The sequence below is a fragment of the Methylobacterium sp. E-016 genome (assembly GCF_022829745.1).
GTDB lineage: Bacteria > Pseudomonadota > Alphaproteobacteria > Rhizobiales > Beijerinckiaceae > Methylobacterium.
Genome location: NZ_JAKSYF010000079.1, coordinates 188,730 through 214,517, shown reverse-complemented (window position 1 = coordinate 214,517; position 25,788 = coordinate 188,730). Strand labels below are relative to the sequence as shown.

The window sequence follows — 25,788 nt, the reverse complement described above, 5'->3', positions numbered from 1 at the left end:
ATGGTTCCGTAGGGCGTTTCAATGCTTCGATTCACACCTGCGCCGACCGCCGCGCCTACGAGCAGCCGGTCGTGCTGCCGCAGGTGTCGCACTTCAGGCAGGTTCCGTTGCGGACCAGCGTGAAGTTCGCGCATTCCGGGCAGGCCTCGCCGACGTAGCCCTTCATCTTGGCCTCGGCGCGCCGGTCGGCGACGCTGCGCTCCGGCTTGGCGAAGGGCAGGGCCTCGATCGACGTCTCCGCGTGGCCGGCGAAGTCCGGCTCCGCCTTCAGCGCGGTGGCGCCGCGCATGGCGTGGACCACGCCGCCGGCCGGGGCCGACTGGCCCGCGTTGCCGGCGCCGACGCCGACGGTCGCGCCGGACGGGCCGCCCTGGATCAGGGTCAGCCGGTCGGCCGAGCCGCGCAGCAGACCGCGGGAGACGACGCTGGCGGCCGTCTGCTGCGGCTTGCCCGCCTCGCGGGTGGTGTCGCCCTCGCCGCCGCCGAGCACGGTCGAGCCGATCTCGGAGGGGTCGACATGGGCGAGGTCCATGCGGGCGAGGTACGAGATCGCCAGCTCGCGGAAGACGTAGTCGAGGATAGAGGTCGCGTTCTTGATCGCGTCGTTGCCCTGCACGAAGCCCGCCGGCTCGAAGCGGGTGAAGGTGAAGGCCTCGACGTATTCCTCGAGCGGCACGCCGTACTGGAGCCCGAGCGAGATCGCGATGGCGAAGTTGTTCATCAGGCTTCGGAAGGCGGCGCCCTCCTTGTGCATGTCGATGAAGATCTCGCCGATGCGGCCGTCGTCGTACTCGCCGGTGCGCAGGTAGACCTTGTGGCCGCCGACGACGGCCTTCTGGGTGTAGCCCTTGCGCCGGTGCGGCAGCTTCTCGCGCGAGCGGATGCGCTCGACCCGCTCGATCACCCGCTCGACGATTCGTTCGGCGAGCTGCGTCGCCTTGGCGGCGGCCGGCGCCTGCACCAGCGCCTCGACCATGTCCTCCTCGTCGTCCTCGTCCTGGATCAGGGCCGAGTTCAGCGGCTGCGACAGCTTGGAGCCGTCGCGGTAGAGCGCGTTGGCCTTGAGCGCCAGGCGCCAGGACAGGGTGTAGGCCGCCTTGCAATCCTCGACCGTGGCGTCGTTGGGCATGTTGATGGTCTTGGAGATCGCCCCCGAGATGAAGGGCTGCGCCGCCGCCATCATGCGGATGTGGCTGTCGACCGAGAGGTAGCGCTTGCCGATCCGCCCGCACGGGTTGGCGCAGTCGAACACCGCGTAGTGCTCCTGCTTCAGCCCCGGCGCGCCCTCGAGCGTCATCGCCCCGCAGATGTGGGTGTTGGCGGCCTCGACGTCCTTCCGCGAGAAGCCGAGGAACGGCAGCAGCTCGAAGGTCGGGTCGGAGAGCCTGTCCGCCGGCACCTTCAGGGTGTCGGTGAGGAAGGCGTCGCCCAACGTCCAGCGGTTGAACACGAACTTGATGTCGAAGGCCGACTTCAGGCCCGCCTCGATCGCGGCGATCTTGTCGTCGGTGAAGCCCTTGGCCCGCAGGGAGCCCGGGTTGATCGCCGGCGCCTGGCCCATCGAGCCGTGGCCGACCGCGTAGGCCTCGATCTCGGCGATCTCGGATTCGCGGTAGCCGAGCGCGCGCAGCGCATCCGGCGCGGCCTGGTTGATGATCTTGAAGTAGCCGCCGCCGGCGAGCTTCTTGAACTTCACCAGGGCGAAGTCGGGCTCGATGCCGGTGGTGTCGCAATCCATGACGAGGCCGATCGTGCCGGTCGGCGCCAGCACCGTCGCCTGCGCGTTGCGATAGCCGTGCTCCTCGCCGAGCCGCAGGGCGCGGTCCCAGGCGGCGCGGGCGTGGTCGCCGAGATTGCCCTGCGGGATGTTGGCGTGGTCGAGCGGCACCGGGGCGATCGAGAGGAACTCGTAGCCCTCCGCCTCGCCGTGCGCCGCGCGGCGGTGGTTGCGGATCACCTTGAGCATGGCGTCCGCGTTGTCCTCGTAGGCCGGAAAGGCCCCGAGCTCCGCGGCCATCTCGGCCGAGGTGGCGTAGGACACGCCGGTCATGATCGCGGTCAGCGCGCCGGCCAGCGCCCGGCCCTTATCCGAGTCGTAGGGCAGGCCCATCGTCATCAGCAGGCCGCCGATGTTGGCGTAGCCGAGGCCGAGCGTGCGGTACCTGTAGGAGAGCTCGGCGATCTCCTTCGACGGGAACTGCGCCATCGTCACCGAGATCTCGAGCACCACCGTCCAGAGGCGGTTGAGGTGCTCGAACGCCTCGACGTCGAACTGCTTGGTCTGGCGGTCGTACATCGTCAGCAGGTTGGCCGAGGCCAGGTTGCAGGCGGTGTCGTCGAGGAACATGTACTCGGAGCACGGGTTCGAGGCCCGGATCCGCCCGCCGGTCGGGCAGGTGTGCCAGTCGTTCATCGTGGTGTTGAAGTGCAGGCCCGGATCAGCCGAGGCCCAGGCCGCCTCGCCGATCTTCTCCCACAGCTCGCGCGCCGGCAGGGTCTTGGTCGTCTTGCCGGTGGTGCGGGCCTTCAGCTCCCAGGGCGCGTCGGTCTCGACCGCGCGCAGGAAGTCGTCGGTCAGCGAGACCGAGTTGTTGGAGTTCTGGCCGGCCACCGTGAGGTAGGCCTCCGAGTCCCAGTCGGTGTCGTAGACCGGGAAGTCGATCTTGGTGAAGCCTTGGCGGGCGAACTGGATCACCCGCTTGGTGTAGGAATCCGGCACGGCGTCCTTGCGGGCGGCCTTCACGGCCTTCTTCAGGGCCGGGTTGCGCTCGGGGTCGAAGCAGGCGTCGCCTTCCGCCTCGCACTGGGTGCAGGCCTTCATCACCGCGGCGAGGTGCTTGGAGACGATCTTGGAGCCGGTCACCAGCGCGGCGACCTTCTGCTCCTCCTTCACCTTCCAGTCGATGTACTGCTCGATGTCCGGGTGGTCGATGTCGACGATGACCATCTTGGCCGCGCGCCGGGTGGTGCCGCCGGACTTGATCGCGCCGGCCGCCCGGTCGCCGATCTTGAGGAAGGACATCAGGCCGGACGACTTGCCGCCGCCGCCGAGTTTTTCGTTTTCTCCACGAAGCATCGAAAAATTCGAGCCGGTGCCGGAGCCGTACTTGAACAGGCGCGCCTCGCGGACCCACAGGTCCATGATGCCGCCCTCGTTGACGAGGTCGTCCTGCACGCCCTGGATGAAGCAGGCATGCGGCTGCGGGTGCTCGTAGGACGAGGCGGACTTGGTCAGCTCGCCGCTGCGGTAGTCGACGTAGTAATGGCCCTGGGCCGGGCCGTCGATGCCGTAGGCCCAATGCAGGCCGGTGTTGAACCATTGCGGCGAGTTCGGCGCGACCATCTGCTTGGCGAGCATGAAGCGCAGCTCGTCGAGGAACGCGGAGGCGTCCTCCTCAGAGGTGAAGTAGCCGCCCTTCCAGCCCCAGTAGGTCCAGCAGCCGGCCAGGCGGTCGAACACCTGCGTCGCCGACGTCTCGGAGCCGGTGCGCTCGGCCTCGGGCAGCTCGCCGAGCGCCGCCTCGTCCGGCACCGAGCGCCACAGGAAGGACGGGACGTCGTTCTCCTCGACCCTTTTCAGGCGCGCCGGCACGCCGGCCTTGCGGAAGTACTTCTGCGCCAGCACGTCGCTCGCGACCTGGCTCCAGCTCTCGGGCACCGAGATCCCGTCGAGGCGGAAGACGGTCGAGCCGTCCGGGTTGCGGATCTCGGACAGTGCCTTGCGGAACGGGATCGCCGCATAAGGCGAGGAACCGGACGTGGTGTAACGACGCTCGAACCGCATGAGACGCACCTCTCCCGACGAGGCGCATAGGCGCCCCGGGGTTGAATCCGGAGATCCGAAGAGCCGAATCCGGGCGCCTGAAGCGACGCTGCCCGGATCGGCCGACGTTGGTAAGAAGGTGGCTGGACGCGCACGGATCGAACGGATCGGCGCTCCCGAACCATGACCCGGACATTAACGCCGGGCCGGCCTTCACGTCAACAAGTGGTGTTCGGCCTCCCGGTTCCACGCTAGATGTTGTGGTCTTGGCGGTAAAATTGTGGATAAGTCGGCGCCGGCCGTAAGTGCTGTTTCCGCCTCCTGGATTTCGCGCGGAAAATTTTTGCGTCCACAGCGTCGTCGGGGCGCCCGAAAACGCCCGCGCCGCGCCGCCGCGCCGGCATGGCCGCCGGGCAACGGGGCCGGTCCGCGGCGACGCCCGCCCGGCGGCGTCACCGGCGCCCGGACTCGGGTTTCGGACTTGGTTCTGGACTTGCGGGCACCCGCTGCTCATAACCGCGCTCTGCATGCGCAGCCCGGATCGCGATCCCCGGCCGCGCGTGCGAGCAGGCTTCGGAGACGGCGATGGCGCTCAAGGACACGCTTCTGCGCATCTTCACGTGGTGGAACGGGCAGACGATGTCGCTCGCGCTCTACACCGCGCGCAGCGGCAACTTCGTCGGCAGCGACGACCACGGCAACAAGTACTACCGCGCGCAAGGGGCGCTGATCGACCGCTCGGTCGGCTCGGAGCGGCGCTGGGTGGTCTACAACGGCTACGCCGACGCCTCGAAGGTCCCGCCCGGCTGGCGCGGCTGGCTCTGCCACAACATCGAGCTGCCGCCGAGCGAGGAGGCCTACACCCCGCGCGAGTGGCAGAAGCCCCACGTCGAGAACATGACCGGCACGGCCGACGCCTACCGCCCGAAGGGCTCGCAGCTCTCCTGGGGCGCCCGCCCCGCCGCCACCGGCGACTACGTGCCGTGGACGCCGGGCGAATAGCCCCCCACCAGTCCGGCCGGCACGTCTCCCCTCCGGTTGGATAGGCCTCCGAGGCCGGATCTGCTTTGACGACCCGGTCTCCGTCATTCCGGGGCTGCGCAGCAGAGCCCGGAATCCAGGGCCGCCGCGAGGCGCAGACTGGAGCGAGACCCGCGGCGCTGGATCCCGGGCTCGCCTCCGGCGCCCCGGGATGACGGGGAGGGGCCGGAAACGAGACCTGCAGGCCCTGTCCGCCCGCGTCGCGACCACGGAGGCCGCGCCCTTTTTCCACCACCGTTTCCGTATTGAACGCGTCGATCCGCCGGCCGCGCGCCGCGTCGTTCACTTGCCGAGAGGGGCGTGCCTTGAGCCGCATCACCGCACGGGCCGCGTTCGGCCTCGCCGCCCTCGCGCTCTGCGCAGGCCCGGCCTCCGCCGACAAGATCAAGAACCCGACCGCGGTGTTCTCCGGCCTCGACAAGATCACCGGCCGCATCGTCTCGTTCGAGGTGGCGGTGGACGAGACCGTGCAGTTCGGCGCGCTGCAGCTCACCCCGCGGGTCTGCTACACCCGGCCGCCGACCGAGAGCGCCAAGACCACGGCCTTCCTCGAGGTCGACGAGGTGACGCTGGAGAACAAGTACCGCCGGATCTTCACCGGCTGGATGTTCGCCTCGAGCCCCGGCCTGCACGCGATCGAGCACCCGATCTACGACGTGTGGCTGGTGGATTGTAAGGGCGGCAGCGACATCATCGCCGAGGCGCGCGAGCAGGAGGACGTGCCGGCGATGGCCGCCAAGCCCGAGCGCAAGCGCGGCACGAAGGACGCCGCCAAGACCGTGCAGCAGGTCAACTCCGCCGGCCAGGTCGACGTCGAGGCGCCGCGCGGCGTCCCGGTCCAGCCGCGCCAGAAGCCCTCGCGCAAGTTCTTCCCGTCGAACGAGGGCCCGGCCCCGGCCCCGCCGCAGCCCCCGCAGCCGCAATCGATCTTCGACGCGATCTTCCGCTGACCGCATCCCCCTTTCCCTCCCCCCTGAAGCGGGGGAGGGAAGGGGAGCCTCACGCCTCCGCGGAGCCCGGCCCGAGGGCGGCCAGGGCCTGCGCCCCTCGGACGCTGCCGTCCGTCGGCCAGGCGTTCCAGTCGGCGGCGTGGCCCAGCGCCTCGGCGAGCCGGCGCTTGTAGACGTGGCGCGGCAGCTCCTCGGCGCCGAACTGGGCGAGGTGCTCGGTGACGAACTGGGTGTCGGCGAGGCGGTATCCGCCGGCGCGGAGCCGTCCCATCAGGTGGACGAGGGCGACCTTCGAGGCGTCGCGCACCTCGTGGAACATGCTCTCGCCGAAGAAGGCCGCCCCCATCGAGACCCCGTAGAGGCCGCCGACGAGCCGGCGCGGCTCGCCGGCGTAGACCTCGATCGTGTGGGCGTGGCCGCGGTCGAACAGCGCGCCGTAGAGCTCGCGGATGCGGCCGTTGATCCAGGTGCGCTCGCTCTCGCGGCGCGGGGCGGCGCAGCCGCCGATCACGCCGTCGAAGTCGGTGTCGCTGCGGACCTCGAACACGTCCGAGCGCACCGTGCGCGCGAGCCGCTTCGACACGCGGAACCCGTCGAGCGGCAGCACCCCGCGGGCGCGGGGCTCGACCCAGTACAGCGTCGGGTCGTCGGCGTCCTCGGCCATCGGGAAGATGCCGGCGGCGTAGGCCTTGAGAAGGATCTCGGGCGTGATCTCCACGCGGGTGCCGTCGTGCATGGCGGCGATTCTGGCGTGCGCGCGTCCGGAACGCCAGTGGGGCGGCCGCGCAAATCCACGGCGCCGACGCCGCGGGCCCGACCGGCCGGCGATCGCGATCCTTCTGCGGTTCGATCCGTCCGCATCAGGACCGACCTGCAGGGGCGGCGATCTTTGGAAGCACATCCCCGGCCGCATTGGCTAGGATCATCAGCATCGAACCCAAGAGGTGGCAGCACGCCGCCCGGAGGCCGGCATGATCGTCGCCATGCGCAAGTCCCGACCCGAGGCCCGTCCGATCCCGTCGTGTCGTCGCACCGACGGCACGGGGAAGGATCGCAACACGGCACGGAAGGACGACGGCGATGGGCCATCACGACACGGCATTTGACGCATCCGGCGCGGGACGGACATTCGGATCCCGCACCTTCGCCCTGGCCGCGCGGGCGCACCGCCGGCATTACGGCCGGGCCGCCTTCGCCACCGCCATCGACGACGGCCTGATGCCCGACGAGGTGCGCGGCATCCTGGCCGGCCGCAGGATCGTCGACGCCTTCCCGGTGCGCCGGGGCGAGAGCCCGCCGGCCTATGCCGGCCGCGCCGTGGCCGAGATGATGGTCGCCTACCTCGCGAGCGAGACGCCCTGAGCGGCGAAGCGCCCTCGCGGGCGACCCGGCCGACGCGGTCGGCCCGACCCTGATCCCACCCCGAAGTCCAGTCCCACCCTGAAGTCCAGCCATCGGACGACCTGCGCGACGCCGCAGGCGAGAGGTTTCGGCATGCCGATCCACACCCGTCGCCGCATCCCATCCCGGTTCGCGTTCGCCTGCGCCGCCTCCGCCCTCGGCCTCGGTTGCCTCGTCGGCGCGGGCTCGGCCGACACGCGGACCTCCCTGCGGATGGCCTTCGTCGGCGCCTCGACCGATCTGGCGCAGCGTTTCGCCCCGGCGGACGCGGCGGCGCGGGTCGCCCTCGGGCCGGGCGGGGCGGACGTGCGGGTGGCCGGCGACCTGATGGACGGCGTCGCGCTGCGGGTCGAGGCCCTTCTGGCGGCGAACCCGCAGGCCCGCCGCATCCACCTCACCAGCGGCGGCGGCCTGGTCGAGGAGGGCCTGGCGCTGGGGGCGCTGATCGCCGAGCACGGGCTCGACACCTACGTCCCCGACGAATGCGCCTCGGCCTGCACCCTGGCCTTCGTCCGCGGCCGCGCGCGCTACCTCGGCACGGCCGGGCGCCTCGGCTTCCACGCCCCCTACGAGGCCGGCCTGTTCGGGCAGACCTTCGCCGTCGACGCCAGCCCCGAGCGGGCGGCCTATCGCGACGCCGGCCTCGCCGCGGACTTCACGGCGGAGGCGCTGGCGGTCGCCTCCGACGACATCTGGATGCCGGATGCTGAGCGCCTGATCCGGGCCGGCGCCGTCACCGAGGTGGTGGAGCCCGACCGCTTCCCCGACTCGACCCTCGACGACGACGACGGCCCGGAGGCGGCCCGCGCGCAGGTGCTGCGCAACCTGCCGATCCTCGCGCAGGCCGACCCCGCCGCCCTCGACCGCATCGCCGCCTGGTACCGCGACGGCTACCGGAACGGGCGCTCGGAAGCGGACGCCTTCGACGGGTTGCGCGCCCGGGCGAACGACCACCTCAGGGTCCTGTTCCGCCGGGCCGACGACGCGACCATCCGGGCGCTCGGGCATGCGGCGCTCGCAGCGTCGCGGGCGGTGGGGGCGGGCGACGGTGATGCGTGCGAAGCCATCGCCGGCGGCGACGTGGTCGCGATCGACGAGGCCCTGCGGCACGCCGCGCACCCGGTGCCGAGCCTGCCGGCGCTGATCGTGCAGGCGCGACGGCAGAATGCGGCGCCGACCGAGGGAGCCGCCGCGGGCGACGACGCCCGCCCGCGCCGGCACGCCCGGCGCCCGCCGGCGCGCTGCGCGGCCCGGATCGCGGCGCTGCGGCAGGCGCTGGACCGCCCGGCCCGCGAGGCGGCGGCCGAGGTGCGGGGGCTGCTCCTGACGGAGGCGCCGCAGGTCGCCGCGATCGCCGCGCCGTGAGCCTCGCGCGCCGTCCGTCGCCGGGCGACGACCGGTTCCGTCAGCCGCGAAACCGCGGGGACCGGAAGACGAAGGCCGTGGCCGCCCCCGGCACCGGTGAGGATGCGCGGCGCCCGCCGGAGCCGGCGCCGCGGTAAGCCGAGGCTGCACCCCTGATCCGGATTGCGGGCGTGGCCGCTGTCCGGCCGGGGCCGTTTCGGAGCGGACGCGTCCACGCGTCCCTCCCCTCGACGGATCACGGGCTTGCCCGGAATCCGCATCGCTTGCGTGCCCGATTCCGCGTGCCCCCGGTTCGGGCGGGCCCGATTTTGGGGGGGCGGGAAGATCCGAGCGGTGCCCGGGCCGTCTCCCGGCCCGGGCGTCGTCTCACGCCGCCTCGAGCAGGCGGCGGGCGATGACCTGGGCCTGGATCTCGGCCGCGCCCTCGAAGATCGAGAGGATGCGGGCGTCGCAGAGCACGCGGCTGACGGCGTACTCGAGCGCGAAGCCGTTGCCGCCGTGGATCTGCAGGGCGTTGTCGGCCGCCGCCCAGGCGACGCGGGCGCCGAGGAGCTTCGCCATGCCGGCCTCGAGGTCGCAGCGCTTGCCCTCGTCCTTCTCGCGGGCCGAGAAGTAGGTGAGCTGGCGGGCGATGTTGATCTCCACCGCCATCATCGCAAGCTTGTCGGCGACCCGCGGGAAGCTGATCAGGGCTTTTCCGAACTGCATCCGCTCCTCGGCGTAGCGAAGGCCGAGGTCGAGGGCCGACTGGGCGACGCCGATGGCGCGGGCCGCGGTCTGGATGCGGGCCGACTCGAAGGTCTGCATCAGTTGGGCGAAGCCCTTGCCCTCGACCTCGCCGAGGAGGTTGTTGCCCGGCACCTCGAAGTTCTCGAAGGCGAGCTCGTACTCCTTCATGCCGCGGTAGCCGAGCACGTGGATCTCGCCGCCGGTGAGGCCCTGGACCGGGAACGGCTCCGCGTCGGTGCCGCGGGGCTTCTCGGCGATCAGCATCGACAGGCCGCGGTGGCCCTTCTCCTCGGGCTTGGTGCGGACCAGCACCGTCATGATGTCGGCGCGGACGGGATGGGTGATCCAGGTCTTGTTGCCGGAGATCTTCCAGGTCTCGCCGTCCTTCACCGCCTTGGTGCGCAGCGAGGCGAGGTCCGAGCCGGTGTTCGGCTCGGTGAACACGGCCGTCGGCAGGATGTCGCCCGAGGCGATCTTGGGCAGGAAGCGCTGCTTCTGCTCCTCGGTGCCGCCGCACAGGATCAGCTCGGCGGCGATCTCCGAGCGGGTGCCGAGGGAGCCGACGCCGATATAGGCGCGCGACAGCTCCTCGGAGACGACGCACATCGAGATCTTCGGCAGGCCCATGCCGCCGTATTCCTCCGGGATCGTCAGGCCGAAGACGCCGAGCTCGGCCATCTTGGTGACGATCTCCATCGGGATGTAGTCGTTCTTGAGGTGCCACTCGTGCGCCTGGGACACCACCTCGGCCTTGCCGAAACGGCGCATCTCGGAGCGGATCGCCTCCATGTCCTCGTCGAGGCCGGAATCGCCGACGGTGGCCGACGCCACGCCGTCGCGGATCTTCTGGACCAGGGCGGCGCGGTTCTCCGGGGTGTTGCCGTCGGCGATCAGCGCCTCGACCGCGTCGGTGCGGAACTGCTGCACCTCGCGGGCGGTGAGCCCGAGCGAGCCGACCGGGCGCACCATCTCGCCCTGGCTCATCGGGATGCCCGAGACCATCTGCTCGAGGTACTCGCCCGCGCCGATCTTCACGAGCAGCGTCTCGGTCTCGCCGAGGCGGCCGGCCGCGCGCAGGTTGGCGGCGTAGGTGCCGAGCTCGCGCACCGCCTCGCCGTAGGTGGCGATCCAGGCGAGGCCGTGGGCGGCGTGCTGCTCGGCCTCCAGCTTGGCGGCGTCGACCTTGCCGTCCGTGCCCAGCACGCGGGTGCGGACCCGGCGGGTCGCCTCGGCGACGAGACGTTTCGCGGATTCGCCGGCGGCCTGCGTGAGGGCGACGAGATCCTGCGGCTCAGGCTGGAAGGCGGGCGAAGCGGACATGGCTGGCACTTTCGTCTGAACGTTTCCGGTTGCGAGCAATATAGGCCCGATCCACCGGGACGTAGCAAATTCTTGAGGCTCGGAGCCGCAATTCGTCTTGAATTTTCTATCCAGTCGCGTGCAATTTTCCTCAACGCCGCAACCGGTTGGCGAAACCGGCGCGCCGTGGCGGGTGCCGTCGCCGCGCCCTCTCGCCTAGCCCCGGTTCGCCACCGCGACGCCGATCGCGGCCACCGCCATGCCGGCGACCTGGAGCCCGGTCAGCGCCTCGCCGAACATCAGGTAGGCCATGGTCGCCGAGACCGGCGGCACCAGGAACAGCAGCGCCGAGACGCCGGCCACCGCGCCGCGCCGGATCAGCACGAGCAGCAGCAGGATCCCGGCGACGGAGCTGACCAGCACCGACCATGCCATCCCGAGCCAGACCGGCAGCAGCGGCGGCACGGCGAGGCCGTCGCCCGACAGCAGCGCCAGCGGCACCGCGACGCCGCAGGCGCCGACGAACTGCAGGGTCGCGGTGGCCAGCAGGTCGGCGTCGGCGCCGGTGCGCTTCTGCCAGAGCGTGCCCAGGGTGATCGCGGCGACCGCGCCGGCGCAGGCGGCGAGCGCGACCGGCGGGATGCCGGCCGGGTCGGCGGCGCCGATCTTCGGGGCGAGCACGAGCCCGGCCCCGAGGAAGCCGAGCCCGATTCCGCACCAGCGGCGCAGGCTCACCGCCTCGCCGAGCACCGGCCCGGCCAGCATCGCCGTCGCCAGCGGCTGCAGGCTGCCGACGAGGGCCGCGATTCCCGCGGGCAGGCCGCGATGGATCGCCCAGAACACGCCGACGATGTAGCAGCCCTGCATCAGCACGCCCGCGACCATCGCGTCGCGCCATCCCGCGCGGGTCCGCGGCCAGCGGGCGCGAAGCGCGAGGGCGATCGCGCCGAGCACCAGGGCCACGCCGATCACCCGCAACGCCACGAAGGGCAGAGGCTGGGCATGGGGAGCCACGAACCGGGCCGCGATAAAGCCGGTCGCCCAGATCAGGACGAACAGGCTCGGGATCAGGACGTTTGCGAGGAGGGCGGGCATGGTGCCGCGCAGGCAGCACGCGCCGTCCGCGCTGACAACCGAAAAAGCCGGGGCGCCCCCGCCCCGGGACAGGGGGCGCCCCGCCGTTGCCCGAAGGCTTCACCCCGGCACCGAACGCCGCCCCCCGGCCCTCGACGCGTTGACGGGGACGGGAACGCGATCACGTATCCCAAAAAACGCATCCTCCATCGGGTAGCATCGCCGCACGTGACACACGCTTTGACGGAAGGATCTCGGCGATCACCGCGCATCACCTCGCCCCGCACGCGGGGAGAGGCCCGCACGGACCTCGTCGTCCGTGCGGGAAGCGCAGGCGAAGCCGGAGCGGCGGTGAGGGGGCGGCCCCGAAAGAGCCTCCTCCGTCGACGCCCCCTCACCATCGGCTGCCGCCTCGCTTTGCCGACGACGTGGTCGGCAAAGCCCTCTCCCCGCGTGCGGGGAGCGGGGAGGGCGGCATGAAACCCCTCCGCACCGCCCTCGAGGTCGCGGGCATCGCCGCGCAGCGCTTCGTCTCCCATGACGGCTGGGCGATCGCGAGCCACATCGCGCTGTCGATCCTGACCTCGCTGTTCCCGTTCCTGATCCTGCTCGCGGCGCTCGCGGGGCTGCTCGGCACCAAGTCCCTGGCCGACGAGGCCGGCCTGCTAATCTTCGACGCGTGGCCGCGGGAGGTCGCCAAGCCGATCGTCGGCGAGGTCCACCGGGTGCTCACCGAGCAGCGCGGCGGGGTGCTGACGGTCGGCGCGCTGCTGGCGCTGTACTTCTCGTCCTCCGGCGTCGAGAGCCTGCGGGTGGGCTTGAACCGCGCCTACGGCCTGCGCGAGATGCGGCCGTGGTGGCTGACCCGGCTCGAATCGATCGGCTACGTCGTCTGCGGCGCCTGCGCGATGCTGGCCTTCGCGCTGCTGGTGGTGCTCGGCCCGCTGATCTGGCGCAACGTCGTTCTCGTCGCGCCGGGGCTCGAGCCCCTGGGCCTCACCGTCGCGATCGCCCGGATCGGCATCACCGCGCTGCTGCTCGCCGCGGTGCTGATCATCGCCCACAAGTTCGTCGCCGCCGGCCGGCGCTCGTTCCTGGCGGTGCTGCCGGGCATCGGCGTGACGCTGCTGCTGTGGTTCTTCGCCGGGCTCGGCTTCGGGTTCTACCTCGACCGCTTCTCGAACGCCTACGCCTCGACCTACGGCGGCCTCGCCACCGCGATGGTGTTCCTGGTGTTCCTGTACTGGCTCGCGGCGATGTTCCTGTTCGGCGGCGAGATCAACGGCACCGTGATCGCGGCCAAGCGCAGCCGGCTGCGGGCGCGGATGCACGCGCGCCAGGCGCGTCCGCCGGTTGCCTAGGACGAGACGCTTTGCCGGGAACCGAGTCCGCCTCGGGCTGTTGGCCCCAGGACTCCATGTGATCCGAAACCTCATCCGGCCAGCTTCCCCGAAACGGGAGGCGGGCCGTTTTCTTTTGGCCGCTCGCGCCGGCGTCAGCCGACGAGGTCGTCGAGCGTGACCGCGAGGGCGTCCGCGATCCTCCGAAGGGTCTCCACGGTGCCGTCGCGCTTGCCGGTCTCGATCTGCGAGAGGAACGGTTGGGCGATGCCGGCTTGCGCCGCCATTGTGAGCCCGCGATGCTCGCGCCAGACCCGGATGCGGTTGTCGCCGCCGAGCAGCCGGTCCACGACCTCGGCGGGGATCAGCTCCTCCTCGCCGGTCTCAAACTTCAGGCGGAACTGCGCGACGGCGGCCTGGTCGGCCGCGTCCTCCGCGGCCTGGGTCAGCGCGGTGTAGTCGGCCTCGCTCAGGATCACGAGTCGCTCGCCGGCCGGTGTCGTGAAGCGATGCGCGTTCATGGCAACGTCCTCTTCGGTCGGGCGCGATGGCGCGGGAATCGTCGGGATCGACCGCTCAATCGTGGGCGCTTCCCCGGGGCGTCACCTTGATGATCGCGACGATCTCGCCGTCTTCGGTGAACAGGACCCGCCAGTCGCCCACCCGGAGCCGGCAGGCGCTGTCCATGTTCTTCGGGCGCGTCACGTTGTGGGCCTGCGCTGCCGGGTCGGCTGCGTACTGCGTGAGCTTCGAACGAATCATCGCCGACACGTTGGTCGGCATGCGGCTCAGGGTCTTGAGGGCGGCCTTGCCGTAGGCAATTCGCTTCAAGGTCTACCTATATCATATCGCTATATCGGCGCTCGAAGTCCGGGACCGCGCGCGCGGAAGCGCGGTCCCGGTGGTTCGGCTCGACCTCAGGCCGCCAGAGCCAGCACCGCTTCGCCCTCGTCCGCCTCGGCGGCCATGAACTGCGCCCGGGCGAGCTCGGCGAAGCGGCCGTTCTGCGCGACCAGGCCGTCGAAGGTGCCGCTCTCGACGATGCGGCCCTCGTGGAAGACCAGGATGCGGTCGGCGTTGCGGATCGTCGCGAGGCGGTGGGCGATGACGAAGGTGGTGCGGCCTTCCATCACGGCTTCCAGCGCGCCCTGCAGGCGGCGCTCGGTGGCGGCGTCGAGCGCGCTCGTCGCCTCGTCGAGGATCAGGATCGGCGGGTTCTTCAGGATCGCCCGGGCGATCGAGAGGCGCTGGCGCTCGCCGCCCGAGAGCGAGCGGCCGCGCTCGCCGATCACCGTGTCGAGGCCGTCGGGCTGGCGCGCCATGAAGGCGGAGGCCTGGGCGCGCTCCAGGGCGTCGAGCATCTCGGCATCGGTGGCGTCCGGGCGGCCGACCTGGAGGTTCTCGCGGATCGAGCGGGCGAACAGCATCGGCTCCTGGAACACCACGCCGATGTTGTGGCGCAGCGACGACACCGCGACGTCGCGGATGTCCATCCCGTCGATGCGGATCGCGCCGGCGCCCGGGTCGAAGCTGCGGTGCAGCAGGCCCAGCGTCGTCGACTTGCCCGAGCCGGTGGTGCCGACGAGCGCGATGGTCTCGCCGGCGCGGGCCGCGAACGACACCCCGTCGAGCGCCTTGCGGCGGCCGTCGTAGGAGAACCCGACGCCCTCGAACTCGACCTCGCCGGCGAAGCGGGCGACCTGGACGGCGTGCGAGCGGTCGCGGACGGCCGGCACCGTGTCGAAGATCGTGAAGAACTCGGCGATCTTCGGCGCCTGCTGGAACAGGCCGTTGACGAAGCCGACCACGTGGTCGAGGCGCGTCACCAGGGCGGTGGCGAGGCTCATGAAGGCGACGACCTCGCCGACCGAGGTCTGGCCGGCCTGGTAGAGCATGATGCCGGTGACGAACACCGCGGTCATGGTGATGGTGGCCGACGCGCGGGTCGCGACGTTGGCCAGCGCCCACCACGACAGCACCGGGATCTGCGCGGCGAGCAGGTTGCCGATGATGTCGCGCATCGCGTCCTTCTCGGCCTTGGCGCGGGTGAAGGACTGGATCACGGCGACGTTGCCGAGCGCGTCGGAGGCGTGCGCGGCCAGGCCCGAATTGTAGAACTCGACCTCGCCCTGCAGCGTCTCGGTGCGGCGCATGACGAAGGTGGTCAGCGCGGTGAAGACCAGCACCAGCACGAGCAGGATCGAGCCGAGCTGCCAGTTCACGAACAGCGTCATCGGCAGCAGCACGCCGAGCGAGACCAGGGCCGCGAAGTGGTCGCGGAAGAAGCCGAGCCACAGGGCCGACATGCCGTTGGTGCCCTCCAGCATCGCCTTCAGCACGCGGCCGGAATGGTTCGCCGAGTGGAAGGCGAGCGGCAGGTCGAGGACGTGCTCGAAGTAGTTCGCCATGGTGGAGAGGCGATTGCGGTGGGCTAGCCGGTCGGCGTGGAGCGCAATGGAGACGCCTGCCGCGATGGTGAAGAAGCCGAACGCGACCCAGGCCGCGATCAGCGGCAGCATGGTCTGCAGGCCGTTGCCGCCGCGCTTGAGGTGGGTCAGCCCGTCGATGATGCGGCCCATGATCAGGGGTTCGGCGAAGGCCGCCACCGCCAGCGCGACGTTGGCGAACCCGAGGCCGATGGCGAGCCGCTTGTCGTTGCCCAGAAGGCTCAGAACGCGCGCGTACAGACGAAACAGCGACATGTCAGCTCCGAACACCGACCTCAGGCGCGCCCCGTGTTGTCCGGGCCCAGCGCGCTCTTCCCCCTCGAACCCGGTCCGCGGCTGCGGTCCGGGTCTTCCTTCTTCCGTCGCGCTCCGTCCGATCGCCGGAACGGTGAATTCGGGAGTCCCGAGCACCGGGCTCCCAAACGCTTGGCGCGACGGGACTTATGCCAGGGGCTGGCTGAACGGCGCCTGACGGATCCGCCGCGCTGCGGGGAGGCCTTTACGGTTCGTTCAGCAAGATTTCCTAACCTCGTCCCCGAGGGCTCCACAAGCGCGCGATGCGCGCAGGCGCGCGAATTTCTCGCATCGCGCGTCGTGCACGGGGATCTCGCGACCGCGACGTTCGGGCCGGCCGCGCCACAGGCCCCCGGGCCACATGATCGGGCGCCGACGGCGCCGGCCGGAACCTCGCGCGCCGACGCTGCGCCGGATGCCCGACCGCATCGCGGATCACGGGGATCGAGCCCGATCGAGGATGCGCCGACGGGGACCTGCCCCGGGCCGGCGGCTCAGCGCGCCGCGCCGATCTCGCGCAGGTACCGCGCCGTCCCGGGGTTGAGGCTCCCCGCCGGCACCGTGGCGGCGAGGTTCGCGGGATCGCTGTCGCGTCCCTGCGGCAGGCGCCCGGCCAGCCCGGCGCCGGCCCGTCCGATCGCCGCGACCAGGCGGTGGGCCGCCTCGGGGTCGAGGCCCGGCCGGGCGAGGACGAGGCTCCACGAGCCCACGGTCTCGATCGCCGAATCCTGCCCGCGGAAGCTGCCGGCCGGCACGGTCATGCGGCGCAGCGAGGGCCGCGCGGCGAGCGCCCGGTCGATCGCCTGCGGCGACGGGCCGACGAAGCGGGCGCCGCCGGGCATCGCCGCGACCGCCGCGAAACCCGGCCAGCCGATGCCGCCGCCCCAGAGCGCGGCTGCGCGCCCGTCGGCGACCATGGCCGGGCCGTCGCCGGCATGCTCCAGGAGGATCGGGACGATGTCGCGCTCCGGGTCGAGGCCGGAGGCGGCGAGCACCGCGCGGCCCATCACCGTCAGCCCGGAATTCCGGGTGCCGAGCGCGACGGGCTTGCCGGCGAGGTCGGCGAGGGTACGGACCGGGCTCGCCGCCGCGACCACGAGCAGGCCGGGCGTGGCGTACATCGGCGCGACCGCGGTGAGCCGCGGGCCGTCACCCGCCGCCAGCGCGTCGTAGGCGAACTCGCCCTGCACCAGCGCGAGGTCGAGGGCGCCCTCGCGCAGCAGCCGGACGTTCTCGGCCGAGCCGCCGGTGGCGCGGGTCTCCAGGGTCAGGTCGGGGTCGACCGCGCGGACCGAGGCCGCCAGCGCTGCGCCGTAGGCCGGAAAGCCGCCGCCCGGGGTGGCGGTGCCGAGGACGAGGCGAAGCGGCTCGGCCCGCGCGGACGAGGCGAGCATCAGGCAGAGAGCGACCAGAACAGGCTTCACCCGCATCGCACGTGTCCGCCTCCGCGCCGGGGCCGTCGCTCGGCCGTCATTTCGCGGTCAGCAGCGCCCAGTAGACCTTGTACTTCGATCCGGGCGCGTAGGCGGTGGCGATGCCCATGCGGGCGGCCTTCGGATCGAGCATCACGGCGTTGTGGGGCGGGCTGTCGCGCCAGCCGGAGAAGGCCTCGGCGAGGGTGTGGTAGCCGGCCGACAGGTTGGCGTTGGCCGACGCGAAGCCGAGCCGCTCGACGGCGCCCTTCACGGTCTGCGCCTTGCTCGGCCGGTCGGCGAGCGCCATCGACGCCGCCTCGGCCTCGGCGAGCTTCTGGAGCTCGGGGTCGAGGGCGAGCGCCGCCTCGCCGCGACCGCGGCGATAGGCCGAGATCATGTCGCGCGCGGCTTCGGTGTCGACGTGGGCCGCGTTGTTCGACAGGGGCAGGTAGAGGCTCGGCAGCGCCGCGGTGGTCTGCGTGTCGGTGGCGCACCCGGCCAGCAGCGCCGCGCCGGCGAGCAGCAGGGCGCCCGCGCCGTATCGTCCGATGCTGCCCACGTGTCCGATCCGCCGCTCGCCATCGGCCCGCGTCGATCGGGCCACCGCCGCGACATATAGGGTGCCCGGGGGCGCCGTGCAGCGGCGACGCGCATCAGGATTGACGAACCCTTCACCGGCTCGCGCTTAAGCTGTACCGAATGGAGCCGTCGATGCCGGGCCGTCCCGGCGCGCTCCGGTCCGGGTCGGGAATCGCGTGGGAATTATCGAGGCGAACCTACGGGGCGGCTTCGTCGGTGCGACGTCGCCCGCCGCATGACCGGACCGCCCATCCACCCCGACGTCGCCGCGGCGTCGGCGACGATCCGCTCGGCCGAGGCGCAATTGCGCCTGATTCGCCGGGACGCCGAGCGGCTGGCCGAGCGCCAGCGCACCTTCGACCGGGCCGCGGCCGCGGCCGGGATCGGGGTGTGGGAATGCCGCCTGCGCGACGAGGCGATCGACTGGTCCTCCGGCGTCTACGACTTGTTCGGCATCCCGCGCGGGACGGCCCTGTCGCGCGGGCGCGCCCTCGAGCACTACCCGGAGGCCTCGCGCCGCGCCCTCGAGGCGGCCCGCTCGCGAGCGATCGCCGAGCGGACCGGCTTCCGCCTCGACACCGAGATCCGCACCGCCGCCGGGCAACTCCGCTGGATCCGCCTGACCGCCACGGTGGAGGCGCACGCGGGCGTCGCGGTGCGGCTGTTCGGGATCAAGCAGGACATCACCGACGAGAGGCTGGCCGCCGAGGCGGCGCGCCGACGGGCCGATCTCGACGGGATGACGGGCCTCGCCAACCGGATGTGCTTCGAGGACCGGCTCGCGTTCCTGTGCCGGCAAGGCGCGGGCCTGCTCGTTCTCGTCGACCTCGACGGCTTCAAGGCGGTCAACGACGGCTTCGGGCATGCGGCGGGCGATGCCTGCCTCCGGGAGGCGGCCGACCGCATCGCCGGGCTCTGCCGCCGGGCCGACCTCGTGGCGCGGATCGGCGGCGACGAATTCGCCATCCTGCTCGGCGGCCACGGCAGCGCGCGCGGCGCCGAAGCCCTGGCGGGGTGGATCGTCCATGCGATGGGCCGCCCGATGCAGGTCGGCGGCGTCACGATCCGGGTCGGCGCCTCGGTCGGCATCGCCGCCGTCGCGGGCGGCGGGCCGGCGGATGCCTTCGCCCGCGCCGACGCGGCGCTCTACGCCGCCAAGCGCGCCGGGCGGAACACCTTCCGCACGCACGGCGCATCGATCCGCTTCGCCTGACCGGCCGGCATCGCGCCCTCGAGTCCCGGGGGGGTGGGCGACGGCTACGCGCGTCCGGCTCCCGCCGCCATCGCCGCCGCCGCCGCGTCGAGCCCCCAGGCGAGGAGGTCCTTGGCTTCCGCGGCGGTCGGCGCCTCGGTGTAGCACCGCAGCTCGGGGGCGTTGCCCGAGGCGCGGAAGTGGATCGTGCGGCCGCCGTCGAGCGCGATCCGGATCCCATCCTGCGCGTCGACCGCCTCCGGGGTGCCGACCGGCTGCAGGAAGGTCCGGCGGAACGACGCGTCGCCGAGGCTTTGCAGGAGGGCGCCGCTGCGCTCGGCCGGCGTGTCGGGCAGCCGGTCGCTCGCCATCTCGCCGACGTTCAGCGAGGCCACGAGGTCGGCCAGCGCCAGCCCCGCCTGCCGGGATGCGGCCAGCGTCGCCAGGATGGGCAGCATCGCGTCGCGCGTCGGCAGGGCGGGCAGGACCTTGTCGCCGACCGCGACGTCGGAGCCGAGCAGGAAGCCGCCGTTCGCCTCGAAGCCGGCGACCGCCTTCGCCCCCGCCCGCCGCGCCTGCTCCATGCCGGCGATGACGAAGGGCGAGCCGACGCGGGTGCGCATCACCTGCCCGAACCCGCCGGCCTGCTCGATCGCCGAGCCGGCGGTGACGGGCACCACCACCGCGTCGACGCCGAGATGGCGCGCGGTGATCAGGCCGAGCACGTCGCCGCGCACGATCCCGCCGGCGGCGTCCGCGACCAGCGGCCGGTCGGCGTCGCCGTCGGTGGTGACCAGGGCGTCGAAGTCGCCCGAGGCCATGACCTCGGCGATGAAGGCGACGTCCTCCGGGCGGTGGGCCTCGGTGTCGATCGGGACGAAGGTCTCCGAGCGGCCGATCGGCGTGACCTCGGCGCCGAACGCCGCCAGCAGGTCGGTGAGCAGGTCGCGGGCGACCGAGCTCTGCTGGTAGGCGGCGACGCGGATCCCGCTCAGGGTGTCGGGCGGGAAGACGTCGCCGTAGCGGCGCCGGTAGCGGTCGATCACGTCCGGGTCCGGCGTCGCGGCGACGGGGGCCGCCATGGTCCCGGCCGCGGCGACGTCGCCGAGGGCGGCGAGGATCGCGACCTCGTCGGCCTTGGTGATCTCGCCGTCGGGCCGGTAGAACTTCAGGCCGTTGCGGTCCTGCGGGATGTGGCTGCCGGTGACCATCACGGCGCAGGCCCCGCGCCGCATCGCCTCGAGCGCCAGCGCCGGCGTCGGAAGCGCGCCGCAATCGATCGCCGCGAAGCCCGCCGCGGCGGCGGCGGTGGCGACGGTGGCGGCGATGCCGGCGCTGCTGTCGCGCAGGTCGCGCCCGATCACCACGGTGCGGCCCGGGCAGCACGCCGCGCCGACGGAGCGGAAGAACGCCTCGGCATAGGCGTAGCTCGGCCACCCGACGAGGTCCGTCACCAGGCCGCGCAGGCCGCTCGTCCCGAACTTCAGGCTGCTCACGACGGCCTCTCCACGCCTCTCACCGATCGTCGACGAAATTCTCTTACCGCGCGGATCGGCCCAGCGTCGCCCTGGCATGCTCGAGCACGTCGGCGAGCGCCGCGTCCCAGTCGGCCTTGGGCGTCCAGCCGGTGGCCTCCGTGAGCCGCGTCGCGTCGCCGGCCGCCACCGGGATCTCCGACGGGCGCATCCGGTCCGGTGCGACCCGGACCTCGAACGGCACCCGCGCGTGCCGGCGCAGGTCGTCCACCACGCTGGCGATGCTGCGCGGCCGCCCCGAGGCGACGTTGAACACCGACCCGTCCGCGATGTCCAGGCCGCGCCCGATCAGATCGACATAGGCCCGCACCACGTCGCCGACCGGCAGGAAGTCGCGCTCGGCCGCGAGGTTGCCCACCGCCAGCACCGGCGCCACCAGCCCGGCCTCGATCCGCGCGATCTGGCCGGCGAAGGACGGCACCACGAAGCGCTCGTCCTGGCCGGCCCCGATCTGGTTGAACGGCCGCAGGATCACCAGCCGCACCTCCGCCTTGGCCAGCAGGTCGCGCAGGATCGTCTCGCCGAACCACTTCGAGCGGGCATACGGCCCCTGCGGATCGGGCACCGCCGCCTCGGTCAGCGGACGGCCGGCCAGGAACGCCCGGCCGTAGACCTCGCCCGAGCTGACGAACAGGAAGCCCGCGCCGGGGGCGGATCGCGCCACCGCCTCGGCGAGGTTCAGGAGCCCGACGAGGTTGACCCGCCAGGTCTCCCCCGGCGCATCCGCCGATTGCTGCACCGAGGCCATCGCGGCCAGGTGCAGCACGTCGGTCGGGCGGAACGCGGCGACGCTGGCGTGCAGCGCCGCCTCGTCCAGCAGGTCGACCGTCTCGTAGGCGGCCCGCTCCGGCAGGACGGCCGGGCGGCCGCGGCCGATGCCGAGGATCCGGTCCGCGGCCCCGGTGCCGGCCGACAGCGCCGCCAGCGCGTGTCGCCCGACGAAGCCGGCCGCCCCCGTGACCAGGATGCGCTTCACGGGCGCACGCGGCTCCGCACGCGGGCCGGGGCCGTCGCGCTGCGGCGCAGGCCGGTCACGTGCGCCCGCCCAGGCGCTTCAGGTCGGCCTCGACCATTTCCTGGATCATCGCCTCGAGCGAGATCTCGGCCTTCCAGCCGAAGGCGGCCTCGGCCTTGGCCGGGTTGCCCAGCAGCACCTCGACCTCGGCCGGCCGGTACAGCTTCTCGTCGATGACGAGGTGGTCGTCGATGACGAGATTCACATGCGCGAAGGCGAGCGCGCACATGTCGCGCACCGTGGTGGTGCGGCCGGTGGCGATCACGAAGTCGTCGGGCTTGTCCTGCTGCAGCATCATCCACATCGCCCTTGTGTAGTCCTTGGCGTGGCCCCAGTCGCGCTTGGCGTCGATATTGCCCAGCCGCAGCTCCTTCGCCAACCCGAGCTTGATCCGCGCGACCCCGTCGGTGACCTTGCGGGTAACGAACTCGACCCCGCGCAGCGGGCTCTCGTGGTTGAACAGGATCCCGTTCGAGGCGTGCAGGGCGAAGCTCTCGCGGTAGTTGACCGTCATCCAGTGCGCGTAGAGCTTGGCGACGCCGTAGGGCGAGCGCGGGTAGAACGGCGTCGCCTCGCTCTGCACCTGCTCCTGGATCAGGCCGAACATCTCCGACGACGAGGCCTGGTAGTAGCGCGCGTCGGGCTTGAGGGTGCGCACGCATTCGAGCAGGTTGACCGCGCCCAAGCCCGTGATCTGCCCGGTCAGCAGCGGCTGCTGCCACGAGGCGGTGACGAACGACTGCGCGGCCAGATTGTAGACCTCGTCCGGCTGCACGGCTTGAACGATGCGGGCCAGGCTCGACAGGTCGAGCAGGTTGCCGTCGTGGAGCTCCACGTCGTTCTCGATCCCGAGCCACTTCAGCCGGTGGTCGAACACCCCGGCATGGCTCGAGCGCCGCACCACCCCGTGCACCGCGTAGCCCTTCGACAGCAGCAGCTGCGCGAGATACGCCCCGTCCTGCCCGGTGATGCCGGTGATCAGTGCCGTCTTGGTGCTCATCTGCGAAGCCTCTCCCTCTGAACGTGACATTCCGTCGGTCGATGAGCGAGAGGCCGCCGCGATTCGCGACTGCATATCCGCCGGCACCCGGGCCTTCAACGCGTGAACGGCCCGACATCCGTGGCCGATCCGCGGGCGGCGTGCGGGTCCGGGCCCTCGGCGGCCGTCGCGTCGCCCGCGGCGTCGCGCGTCCGCCGCCTGCGCGAATCATCCCGCCCTCTCGCGAACGATGCGGAAGGTTTGGCCAAGGACGCCCGTCCCTGCAACCCAAGCGAGTATGATCGCGCGATATATCTACCGAGGCGTGCTTTCGGCGCCGCCGGCGCGCTACCGCGCGCCGATCGCGCTCAGGTCGCGCCGTCCGTCGCGGCCCTCCTCGGCGGCCGGCGGGCGGAACCGGCCGGCGATCTCCGAGAACGCGTCCTGCATCCCGTCGAGGCCCTGCACCGTGACGATGCTGGAGCCCGGCCCGAGCGGCGGGATGAAGCCCGCCTCGGACAGGGTCCTGAACACCGAGAAGTTCAGGTCGTTCTGCACCTTCTGGCCGAGGCTGACGTCGACGATCATCACCACGAGCTCGAACTCGAGGAACGGGTCGCCGATCTTGCGGAACACCACGCGCGGCGCCGGCTCCTTCAGCACGTCGGCGTGCTGGGCGGCGCAGGCGAGCAGCATCTCGGCGGCGCGCGCCGGGTCCTGGTTGCGCAGCACGTTGACCACCAGCGAGACCCGGCCCGTCCGGTCGCCGCGGACGCGGTTCTTGACGATGCCGGAGATCAGGTTCGAGTTCGGGACGATCACCGCCGAGCGGTCGAAGGTCTGGATCTCGGTGGAGCGCACCGAGATGCGCTTCACGATGCCCTCCGAGTCGCCGATCACCACCTGGTCGCCGACGCGGATCGGCCGCTCCCAGAGCAGGAGCAGGCCCGAGACGAAGTTGTTGACGATCGATTGCAGGCCGAAACCGATGCCGACCGAGAGCGCGCCGGCCACGATCGTCAGCTTCTCGAGGCTGAGGCCGAGATAGGAGAAGGCCAGCGCCAGGGCGAGCAGGAAGCCGCAATAGCCCGACACCGTCGAGATCGAGTTGCGCAGGCCCGCGTCGAGGTCGGTGGCGGGCAGGTAGACCTGATCGAGCCAGCGTTGGACCGCGCGGGTGATGGCGATGCCGAGGACCAGGATCCCGAGACCGAGCGCGATCGTCGAGAGCGAGATCGTGACGTCGCCGACCTTGAAGCCGAAGAAGGCCTGCCGGATCGAGGAGACGATGTCGGTCGAATCGAGGCCCCAGGGCGCGAGCACCAGGAGCGCCACGATCAGGAACAGCAGCACCCGCGCGGCACCGGTGGAGAGCACCGCGATCTGGTTGAGCGAACGCTTGCGCAGGCCGGTATTGGCCTGGAGCGCGGTGGCGAGCCGGGTGTCGTCCGAGAGCGAGCCTCCGACGAAGGTGTCGGCGCTCTGCACCAGCAGGTAGAGCAGCACCAGCAGGCTCGCGGTCCAGACCAGCTGGTCGATCACGAACGCCGCGAAGGCGACGTAGCCGACGAGGGCGGCGACGCCGATGACGGCCACCGCCGCCCAGCCGACGAGCCGGGCCGGGCCGCCGATGCCGGTGGTGGTCTTCGTCGGCACGTAGGGGCCGAAGCAGGCCTCCTCTTCCTCCTCCTTGTCGGCGAAGCGGTGCAGGCCGATGGCGAGGATCAGCGCGGTGGCGACCGCGCCGATGCCGCGGGTGGCGATCGAGATCGGCAGCGCCGCCGAGATGCCCGAGTTCAGCGCCTCGATCGACTTCACCACGGTGATCACCGTGGCGATGCCGACCGCGAGCCGCGTCACCCGGATCGCCGCCGCGTCGCTCACCGGCGCCGGCCGCCACTGCGGCTTGTCCGGCGAGAGCAGGCCGTCGCACAGGGCCTCGACGAAGGCGATGAAGGCGAGGCCGGCCAGGATCGCGCCGGCCACCGGAAGCAGCCGGGAGGGCAGCAGGTCGGTGGCGTCGAGGGCGTAGTACACCGTGTAGGATCCGATCACCGCCGGCACGGTGCCGAGCAGCAGCACCCGCCACGCGCCGAGCAGGGTCTGGCGCCGGCTCGGGTCGGTCATCGCCGCGTCGCGCCGGCCGAGCCGCGGGGCGATGTTGCGCCGGCCGAAATACAGCGCCACGGACACGCCGAAGGCGAGGCCGAGCATCAGCAGGTTGCCGAGCGTTCCGTTGCGCGAGAATAGCAGCAGGATGTCGGACAGCGCGCTCTGGAGCGAGCGGATGTCGCGGGGGACGTCGGCCGCGACCCGGCTCCAGAGCTGCGGGCTGACCAGCGCCTGGCTGCGCTCGAACAGCCCCTTGGTGAAGGATTCCCGGCGCCGGTTCGAGACCCGGTCGATGATCTGGTCGCCCTGGACGAGGAGCGAGCGCGCCAGCCGCTGGGTCTCGTCGATGCGCGAGACCGCCGCGTCGCGCTCGACCCGCTCCTGGGCCACCTCCGGGCTCTCCTCGGCGTCCTTCGGCTTCGGCCCGAGCTGGGTCAGGCGCTCCCGGGCCGATTCCAGCGGCGCGTCGAGACGGCCGATGATCGTGCGGATCTCGTCGGTGACCGGGCCGACGCCGTCGCGGATGGCGGAGAGCTCCGGCGTGCCGAGATCGGTGCGGGCCAGCTCCTTCTCGCGCGCGGCGAGGTCGTTCTTGGCCGCGTCGAGCCTGGCCCGGACCGCCTTGAGCGCCTCGGACATCTCGGGTTTCGGAGGGGCCGGCTTGGCGTCCGCCGGTTTCGCCTCGACCGGCTTGCCATCCGAAGACTTGCCATCCGAAGACTTGCCGTCCGCAGACTTGCCATCCGAGGACTTGCCGTCCGCAGACTTGGCCTCGGCCGGTTTGCCGTCGGGCGCCTTCTCGGCCTTGGCGGGGGCCGTCGGCTGCGCGGCGGGCGCCTGCGCCTGCACGAGGCCGGGCGCGAGCAGCAGCGCCGCCAGCCAGGCGACGATCACCGGACGGATCGGGCTGCGCAGGCGCGTTTCGCGGGCGGTTCGGCTGCGCGCGGACGGGCGACGGCTCATCGAATTCCTTGGGTGCTCGGCGGCGGGGCAGGGTGGGGCGAAAAGGGGCGTGGGCGACGCGGCGCTCGTCCGCGACGCCCTGCCGCAAAAGACGCTTCGTGTCGCCGATCAATGGGGCGAAAGCGTGCCACGTCGGCCCGAGGGCGCCCGGGGGAGACGATAATCCTCTCTCCCGGCGCCGTCCCGACGCGGTCGCGGAACGCGCCGGCCATGCCGGTTCGCGATCGGCGGGCCTCCCCCGCAGCGGCGTATCGCTCGGGCGCGTTCACGTCGCCGTGAGATCGAAGAGGCGGCG

Annotated in this window: 19 protein-coding genes; 6 read left to right on the top strand and 13 right to left on the bottom strand. The window is 72.0% G+C overall.

The features are described 5' to 3' along the window. Window positions 1-55: 55 nt before the first annotated feature. The gene (locus tag MKK68_RS09980) at window positions 56-3,784 is read right to left on the bottom strand and encodes a vitamin B12-dependent ribonucleotide reductase (RefSeq protein ID WP_147858943.1); all 3,729 of its coding nucleotides are present in this window, start codon (window positions 3,782-3,784) and stop codon (window positions 56-58) included. A 564-nt stretch (window positions 3,785-4,348) separates the two neighbouring features. Between MKK68_RS09980 and MKK68_RS09975 the strand changes: the two genes are divergently transcribed. Then, window positions 4,349-4,765 carry an NADH:ubiquinone oxidoreductase subunit NDUFA12 gene (locus tag MKK68_RS09975; protein ID WP_147729816.1) on the top strand — a complete coding sequence of 139 codons (417 nt, stop codon included), beginning with the start codon at window positions 4,349-4,351 and terminating at the stop codon, window positions 4,763-4,765. 344 nt (window positions 4,766-5,109) lie between these two features. Beyond that, on the top strand, window positions 5,110-5,754 hold the full coding sequence (locus tag MKK68_RS09970; RefSeq protein ID WP_147729817.1) for a DUF2155 domain-containing protein: 645 nt from the start codon (window positions 5,110-5,112) through the stop codon (window positions 5,752-5,754). A gap of 49 nt (window positions 5,755-5,803) precedes the next feature. Here the strand turns inward: MKK68_RS09970 and aat are convergent, their stop codons facing one another. Next, entirely contained in the window at window positions 5,804-6,490 is a 687-nt protein-coding gene (aat, locus tag MKK68_RS09965; protein WP_147729863.1) for a leucyl/phenylalanyl-tRNA--protein transferase, read from the bottom strand. Window positions 6,491-6,834: 344 nt separating this feature from the next. Here aat and MKK68_RS09960 point away from each other — a divergent pair, with 344 nt between their 5' ends. Together MKK68_RS09960 and MKK68_RS09955 are read left to right on the top strand one after the other, a co-directional pair. Then, window positions 6,835-7,116 carry a hypothetical protein gene (locus tag MKK68_RS09960; protein WP_147729864.1) on the top strand — a complete coding sequence of 94 codons (282 nt, stop codon included), beginning with the start codon at window positions 6,835-6,837 and terminating at the stop codon, window positions 7,114-7,116. Window positions 7,117-7,248: 132 nt separating this feature from the next. Beyond that, complete coding sequence (locus MKK68_RS09955; protein ID WP_244030058.1) at window positions 7,249-8,520, top strand: hypothetical protein; 1,272 nt, start codon at window positions 7,249-7,251, stop codon at window positions 8,518-8,520. Between the two features lie 366 nt (window positions 8,521-8,886). Here the strand turns inward: MKK68_RS09955 and MKK68_RS09950 are convergent, their stop codons facing one another. Together MKK68_RS09950 and MKK68_RS09945 are read right to left on the bottom strand one after the other, a co-directional pair. After that, window positions 8,887-10,569: an acyl-CoA dehydrogenase family protein gene (locus tag MKK68_RS09950; RefSeq protein ID WP_147729428.1), complete on the bottom strand. Its 1,683-nt coding sequence runs from the start codon at window positions 10,567-10,569 to the stop codon at window positions 8,887-8,889. A gap of 195 nt (window positions 10,570-10,764) precedes the next feature. After that, window positions 10,765-11,643 (bottom strand): DMT family transporter, encoded by an 879-nt coding sequence (locus MKK68_RS09945; protein WP_147860325.1) that lies wholly within the window; start codon window positions 11,641-11,643, stop codon window positions 10,765-10,767. Window positions 11,644-12,098: 455 nt separating this feature from the next. On the opposite strand from MKK68_RS09945, the gene MKK68_RS09940 reads away from it, so the two are divergent. After that, window positions 12,099-12,983: a YihY/virulence factor BrkB family protein gene (locus tag MKK68_RS09940; protein WP_147844290.1), complete on the top strand. Its 885-nt coding sequence runs from the start codon at window positions 12,099-12,101 to the stop codon at window positions 12,981-12,983. A 134-nt stretch (window positions 12,984-13,117) separates the two neighbouring features. On the opposite strand, the gene MKK68_RS09935 is transcribed toward MKK68_RS09940, so the two are convergent. The 5 genes from MKK68_RS09935 to MKK68_RS09915 all read right to left on the bottom strand — a co-directional run bounded on the left by MKK68_RS09935 (window position 13,118) and on the right by MKK68_RS09915 (window position 17,677). Next, window positions 13,118-13,483: a helix-turn-helix domain-containing protein gene (locus MKK68_RS09935; RefSeq protein WP_147728372.1), complete on the bottom strand. Its 366-nt coding sequence runs from the start codon at window positions 13,481-13,483 to the stop codon at window positions 13,118-13,120. A gap of 55 nt (window positions 13,484-13,538) precedes the next feature. Next, window positions 13,539-13,745, bottom strand: coding sequence for a type II toxin-antitoxin system RelE family toxin (locus tag MKK68_RS09930; RefSeq protein WP_244030056.1), 207 nt, complete (start codon window positions 13,743-13,745; stop codon window positions 13,539-13,541). Window positions 13,746-13,879: 134 nt separating this feature from the next. Then, window positions 13,880-15,664, bottom strand: a complete 1,785-nt coding sequence (locus MKK68_RS09925; protein WP_244030054.1) for a glucan ABC transporter ATP-binding protein/ permease — start codon at window positions 15,662-15,664, stop codon at window positions 13,880-13,882. A gap of 533 nt (window positions 15,665-16,197) precedes the next feature. Continuing rightward, window positions 16,198-17,133, bottom strand: a complete 936-nt coding sequence (locus MKK68_RS09920) for a TAXI family TRAP transporter solute-binding subunit (RefSeq protein WP_147862928.1) — start codon at window positions 17,131-17,133, stop codon at window positions 16,198-16,200. 40 nt (window positions 17,134-17,173) lie between these two features. Further along, window positions 17,174-17,677 carry a CAP domain-containing protein gene (locus MKK68_RS09915; protein ID WP_147729617.1) on the bottom strand — a complete coding sequence of 168 codons (504 nt, stop codon included), beginning with the start codon at window positions 17,675-17,677 and terminating at the stop codon, window positions 17,174-17,176. Between the two features lie 255 nt (window positions 17,678-17,932). Between MKK68_RS09915 and MKK68_RS09910 the strand changes: the two genes are divergently transcribed. Continuing rightward, window positions 17,933-18,910, top strand: a complete 978-nt coding sequence (locus MKK68_RS09910; RefSeq protein ID WP_244030053.1) for a GGDEF domain-containing protein — start codon at window positions 17,933-17,935, stop codon at window positions 18,908-18,910. Window positions 18,911-18,954: 44 nt separating this feature from the next. Here the strand turns inward: MKK68_RS09910 and MKK68_RS09905 are convergent, their stop codons facing one another. The 4 genes from MKK68_RS09905 to MKK68_RS09890 form a co-directional block, all read right to left on the bottom strand. Continuing rightward, window positions 18,955-20,385: a phosphomannomutase gene (locus tag MKK68_RS09905; protein ID WP_244030051.1), complete on the bottom strand. Its 1,431-nt coding sequence runs from the start codon at window positions 20,383-20,385 to the stop codon at window positions 18,955-18,957. Window positions 20,386-20,428: 43 nt separating this feature from the next. After that, entirely contained in the window at window positions 20,429-21,400 is a 972-nt protein-coding gene (locus tag MKK68_RS09900; protein ID WP_244030049.1) for a GDP-mannose 4,6-dehydratase, read from the bottom strand. A 55-nt stretch (window positions 21,401-21,455) separates the two neighbouring features. Continuing rightward, window positions 21,456-22,439, bottom strand: a complete 984-nt coding sequence (gene gmd / locus MKK68_RS09895) for a GDP-mannose 4,6-dehydratase (protein ID WP_244030047.1) — start codon at window positions 22,437-22,439, stop codon at window positions 21,456-21,458. Window positions 22,440-22,766: 327 nt separating this feature from the next. Further along, window positions 22,767-25,493, bottom strand: coding sequence for a DUF3772 domain-containing protein (locus tag MKK68_RS09890; protein WP_244030045.1), 2,727 nt, complete (start codon window positions 25,491-25,493; stop codon window positions 22,767-22,769). Window positions 25,494-25,788: the final 295 nt, after the last annotated feature.

What these genes read in the sequence shown, in the direction of transcription:
- MKK68_RS09980 (WP_147858943.1), bottom strand. Translation starts at nt 3,784, where the DNA reads ATGCGGTTCGAGCGTCGTTACACCACGTCCGGTTCCTCGCCTTATGCG.
- MKK68_RS09975 (WP_147729816.1), top strand. Translation starts at nt 4,349, where the DNA reads ATGGCGCTCAAGGACACGCTTCTGCGCATCTTCACGTGGTGGAACGGG.
- aat (WP_147729863.1), bottom strand. Translation starts at nt 6,490, where the DNA reads ATGCACGACGGCACCCGCGTGGAGATCACGCCCGAGATCCTTCTCAAG.
- MKK68_RS09960 (WP_147729864.1), top strand. Translation starts at nt 6,835, where the DNA reads ATGGGCCATCACGACACGGCATTTGACGCATCCGGCGCGGGACGGACA.
- MKK68_RS09955 (WP_244030058.1), top strand. Translation starts at nt 7,249, where the DNA reads ATGCCGATCCACACCCGTCGCCGCATCCCATCCCGGTTCGCGTTCGCC.
- MKK68_RS09950 (WP_147729428.1), bottom strand. Translation starts at nt 10,569, where the DNA reads ATGTCCGCTTCGCCCGCCTTCCAGCCTGAGCCGCAGGATCTCGTCGCC.
- MKK68_RS09945 (WP_147860325.1), bottom strand. Translation starts at nt 11,643, where the DNA reads ATGCCCGCCCTCCTCGCAAACGTCCTGATCCCGAGCCTGTTCGTCCTG.
- MKK68_RS09940 (WP_147844290.1), top strand. Translation starts at nt 12,099, where the DNA reads ATGAAACCCCTCCGCACCGCCCTCGAGGTCGCGGGCATCGCCGCGCAG.
- MKK68_RS09935 (WP_147728372.1), bottom strand. Translation starts at nt 13,483, where the DNA reads ATGAACGCGCATCGCTTCACGACACCGGCCGGCGAGCGACTCGTGATC.
- MKK68_RS09930 (WP_244030056.1), bottom strand. Translation starts at nt 13,745, where the DNA reads ATGCCGACCAACGTGTCGGCGATGATTCGTTCGAAGCTCACGCAGTAC.
- MKK68_RS09925 (WP_244030054.1), bottom strand. Translation starts at nt 15,664, where the DNA reads ATGTCGCTGTTTCGTCTGTACGCGCGCGTTCTGAGCCTTCTGGGCAAC.
- MKK68_RS09920 (WP_147862928.1), bottom strand. Translation starts at nt 17,133, where the DNA reads ATGCGGGTGAAGCCTGTTCTGGTCGCTCTCTGCCTGATGCTCGCCTCG.
- MKK68_RS09910 (WP_244030053.1), top strand. Translation starts at nt 17,933, where the DNA reads ATGACCGGACCGCCCATCCACCCCGACGTCGCCGCGGCGTCGGCGACG.
- gmd (WP_244030047.1), bottom strand. Translation starts at nt 22,439, where the DNA reads ATGAGCACCAAGACGGCACTGATCACCGGCATCACCGGGCAGGACGGG.
- MKK68_RS09890 (WP_244030045.1), bottom strand. Translation starts at nt 25,493, where the DNA reads ATGAGCCGTCGCCCGTCCGCGCGCAGCCGAACCGCCCGCGAAACGCGC.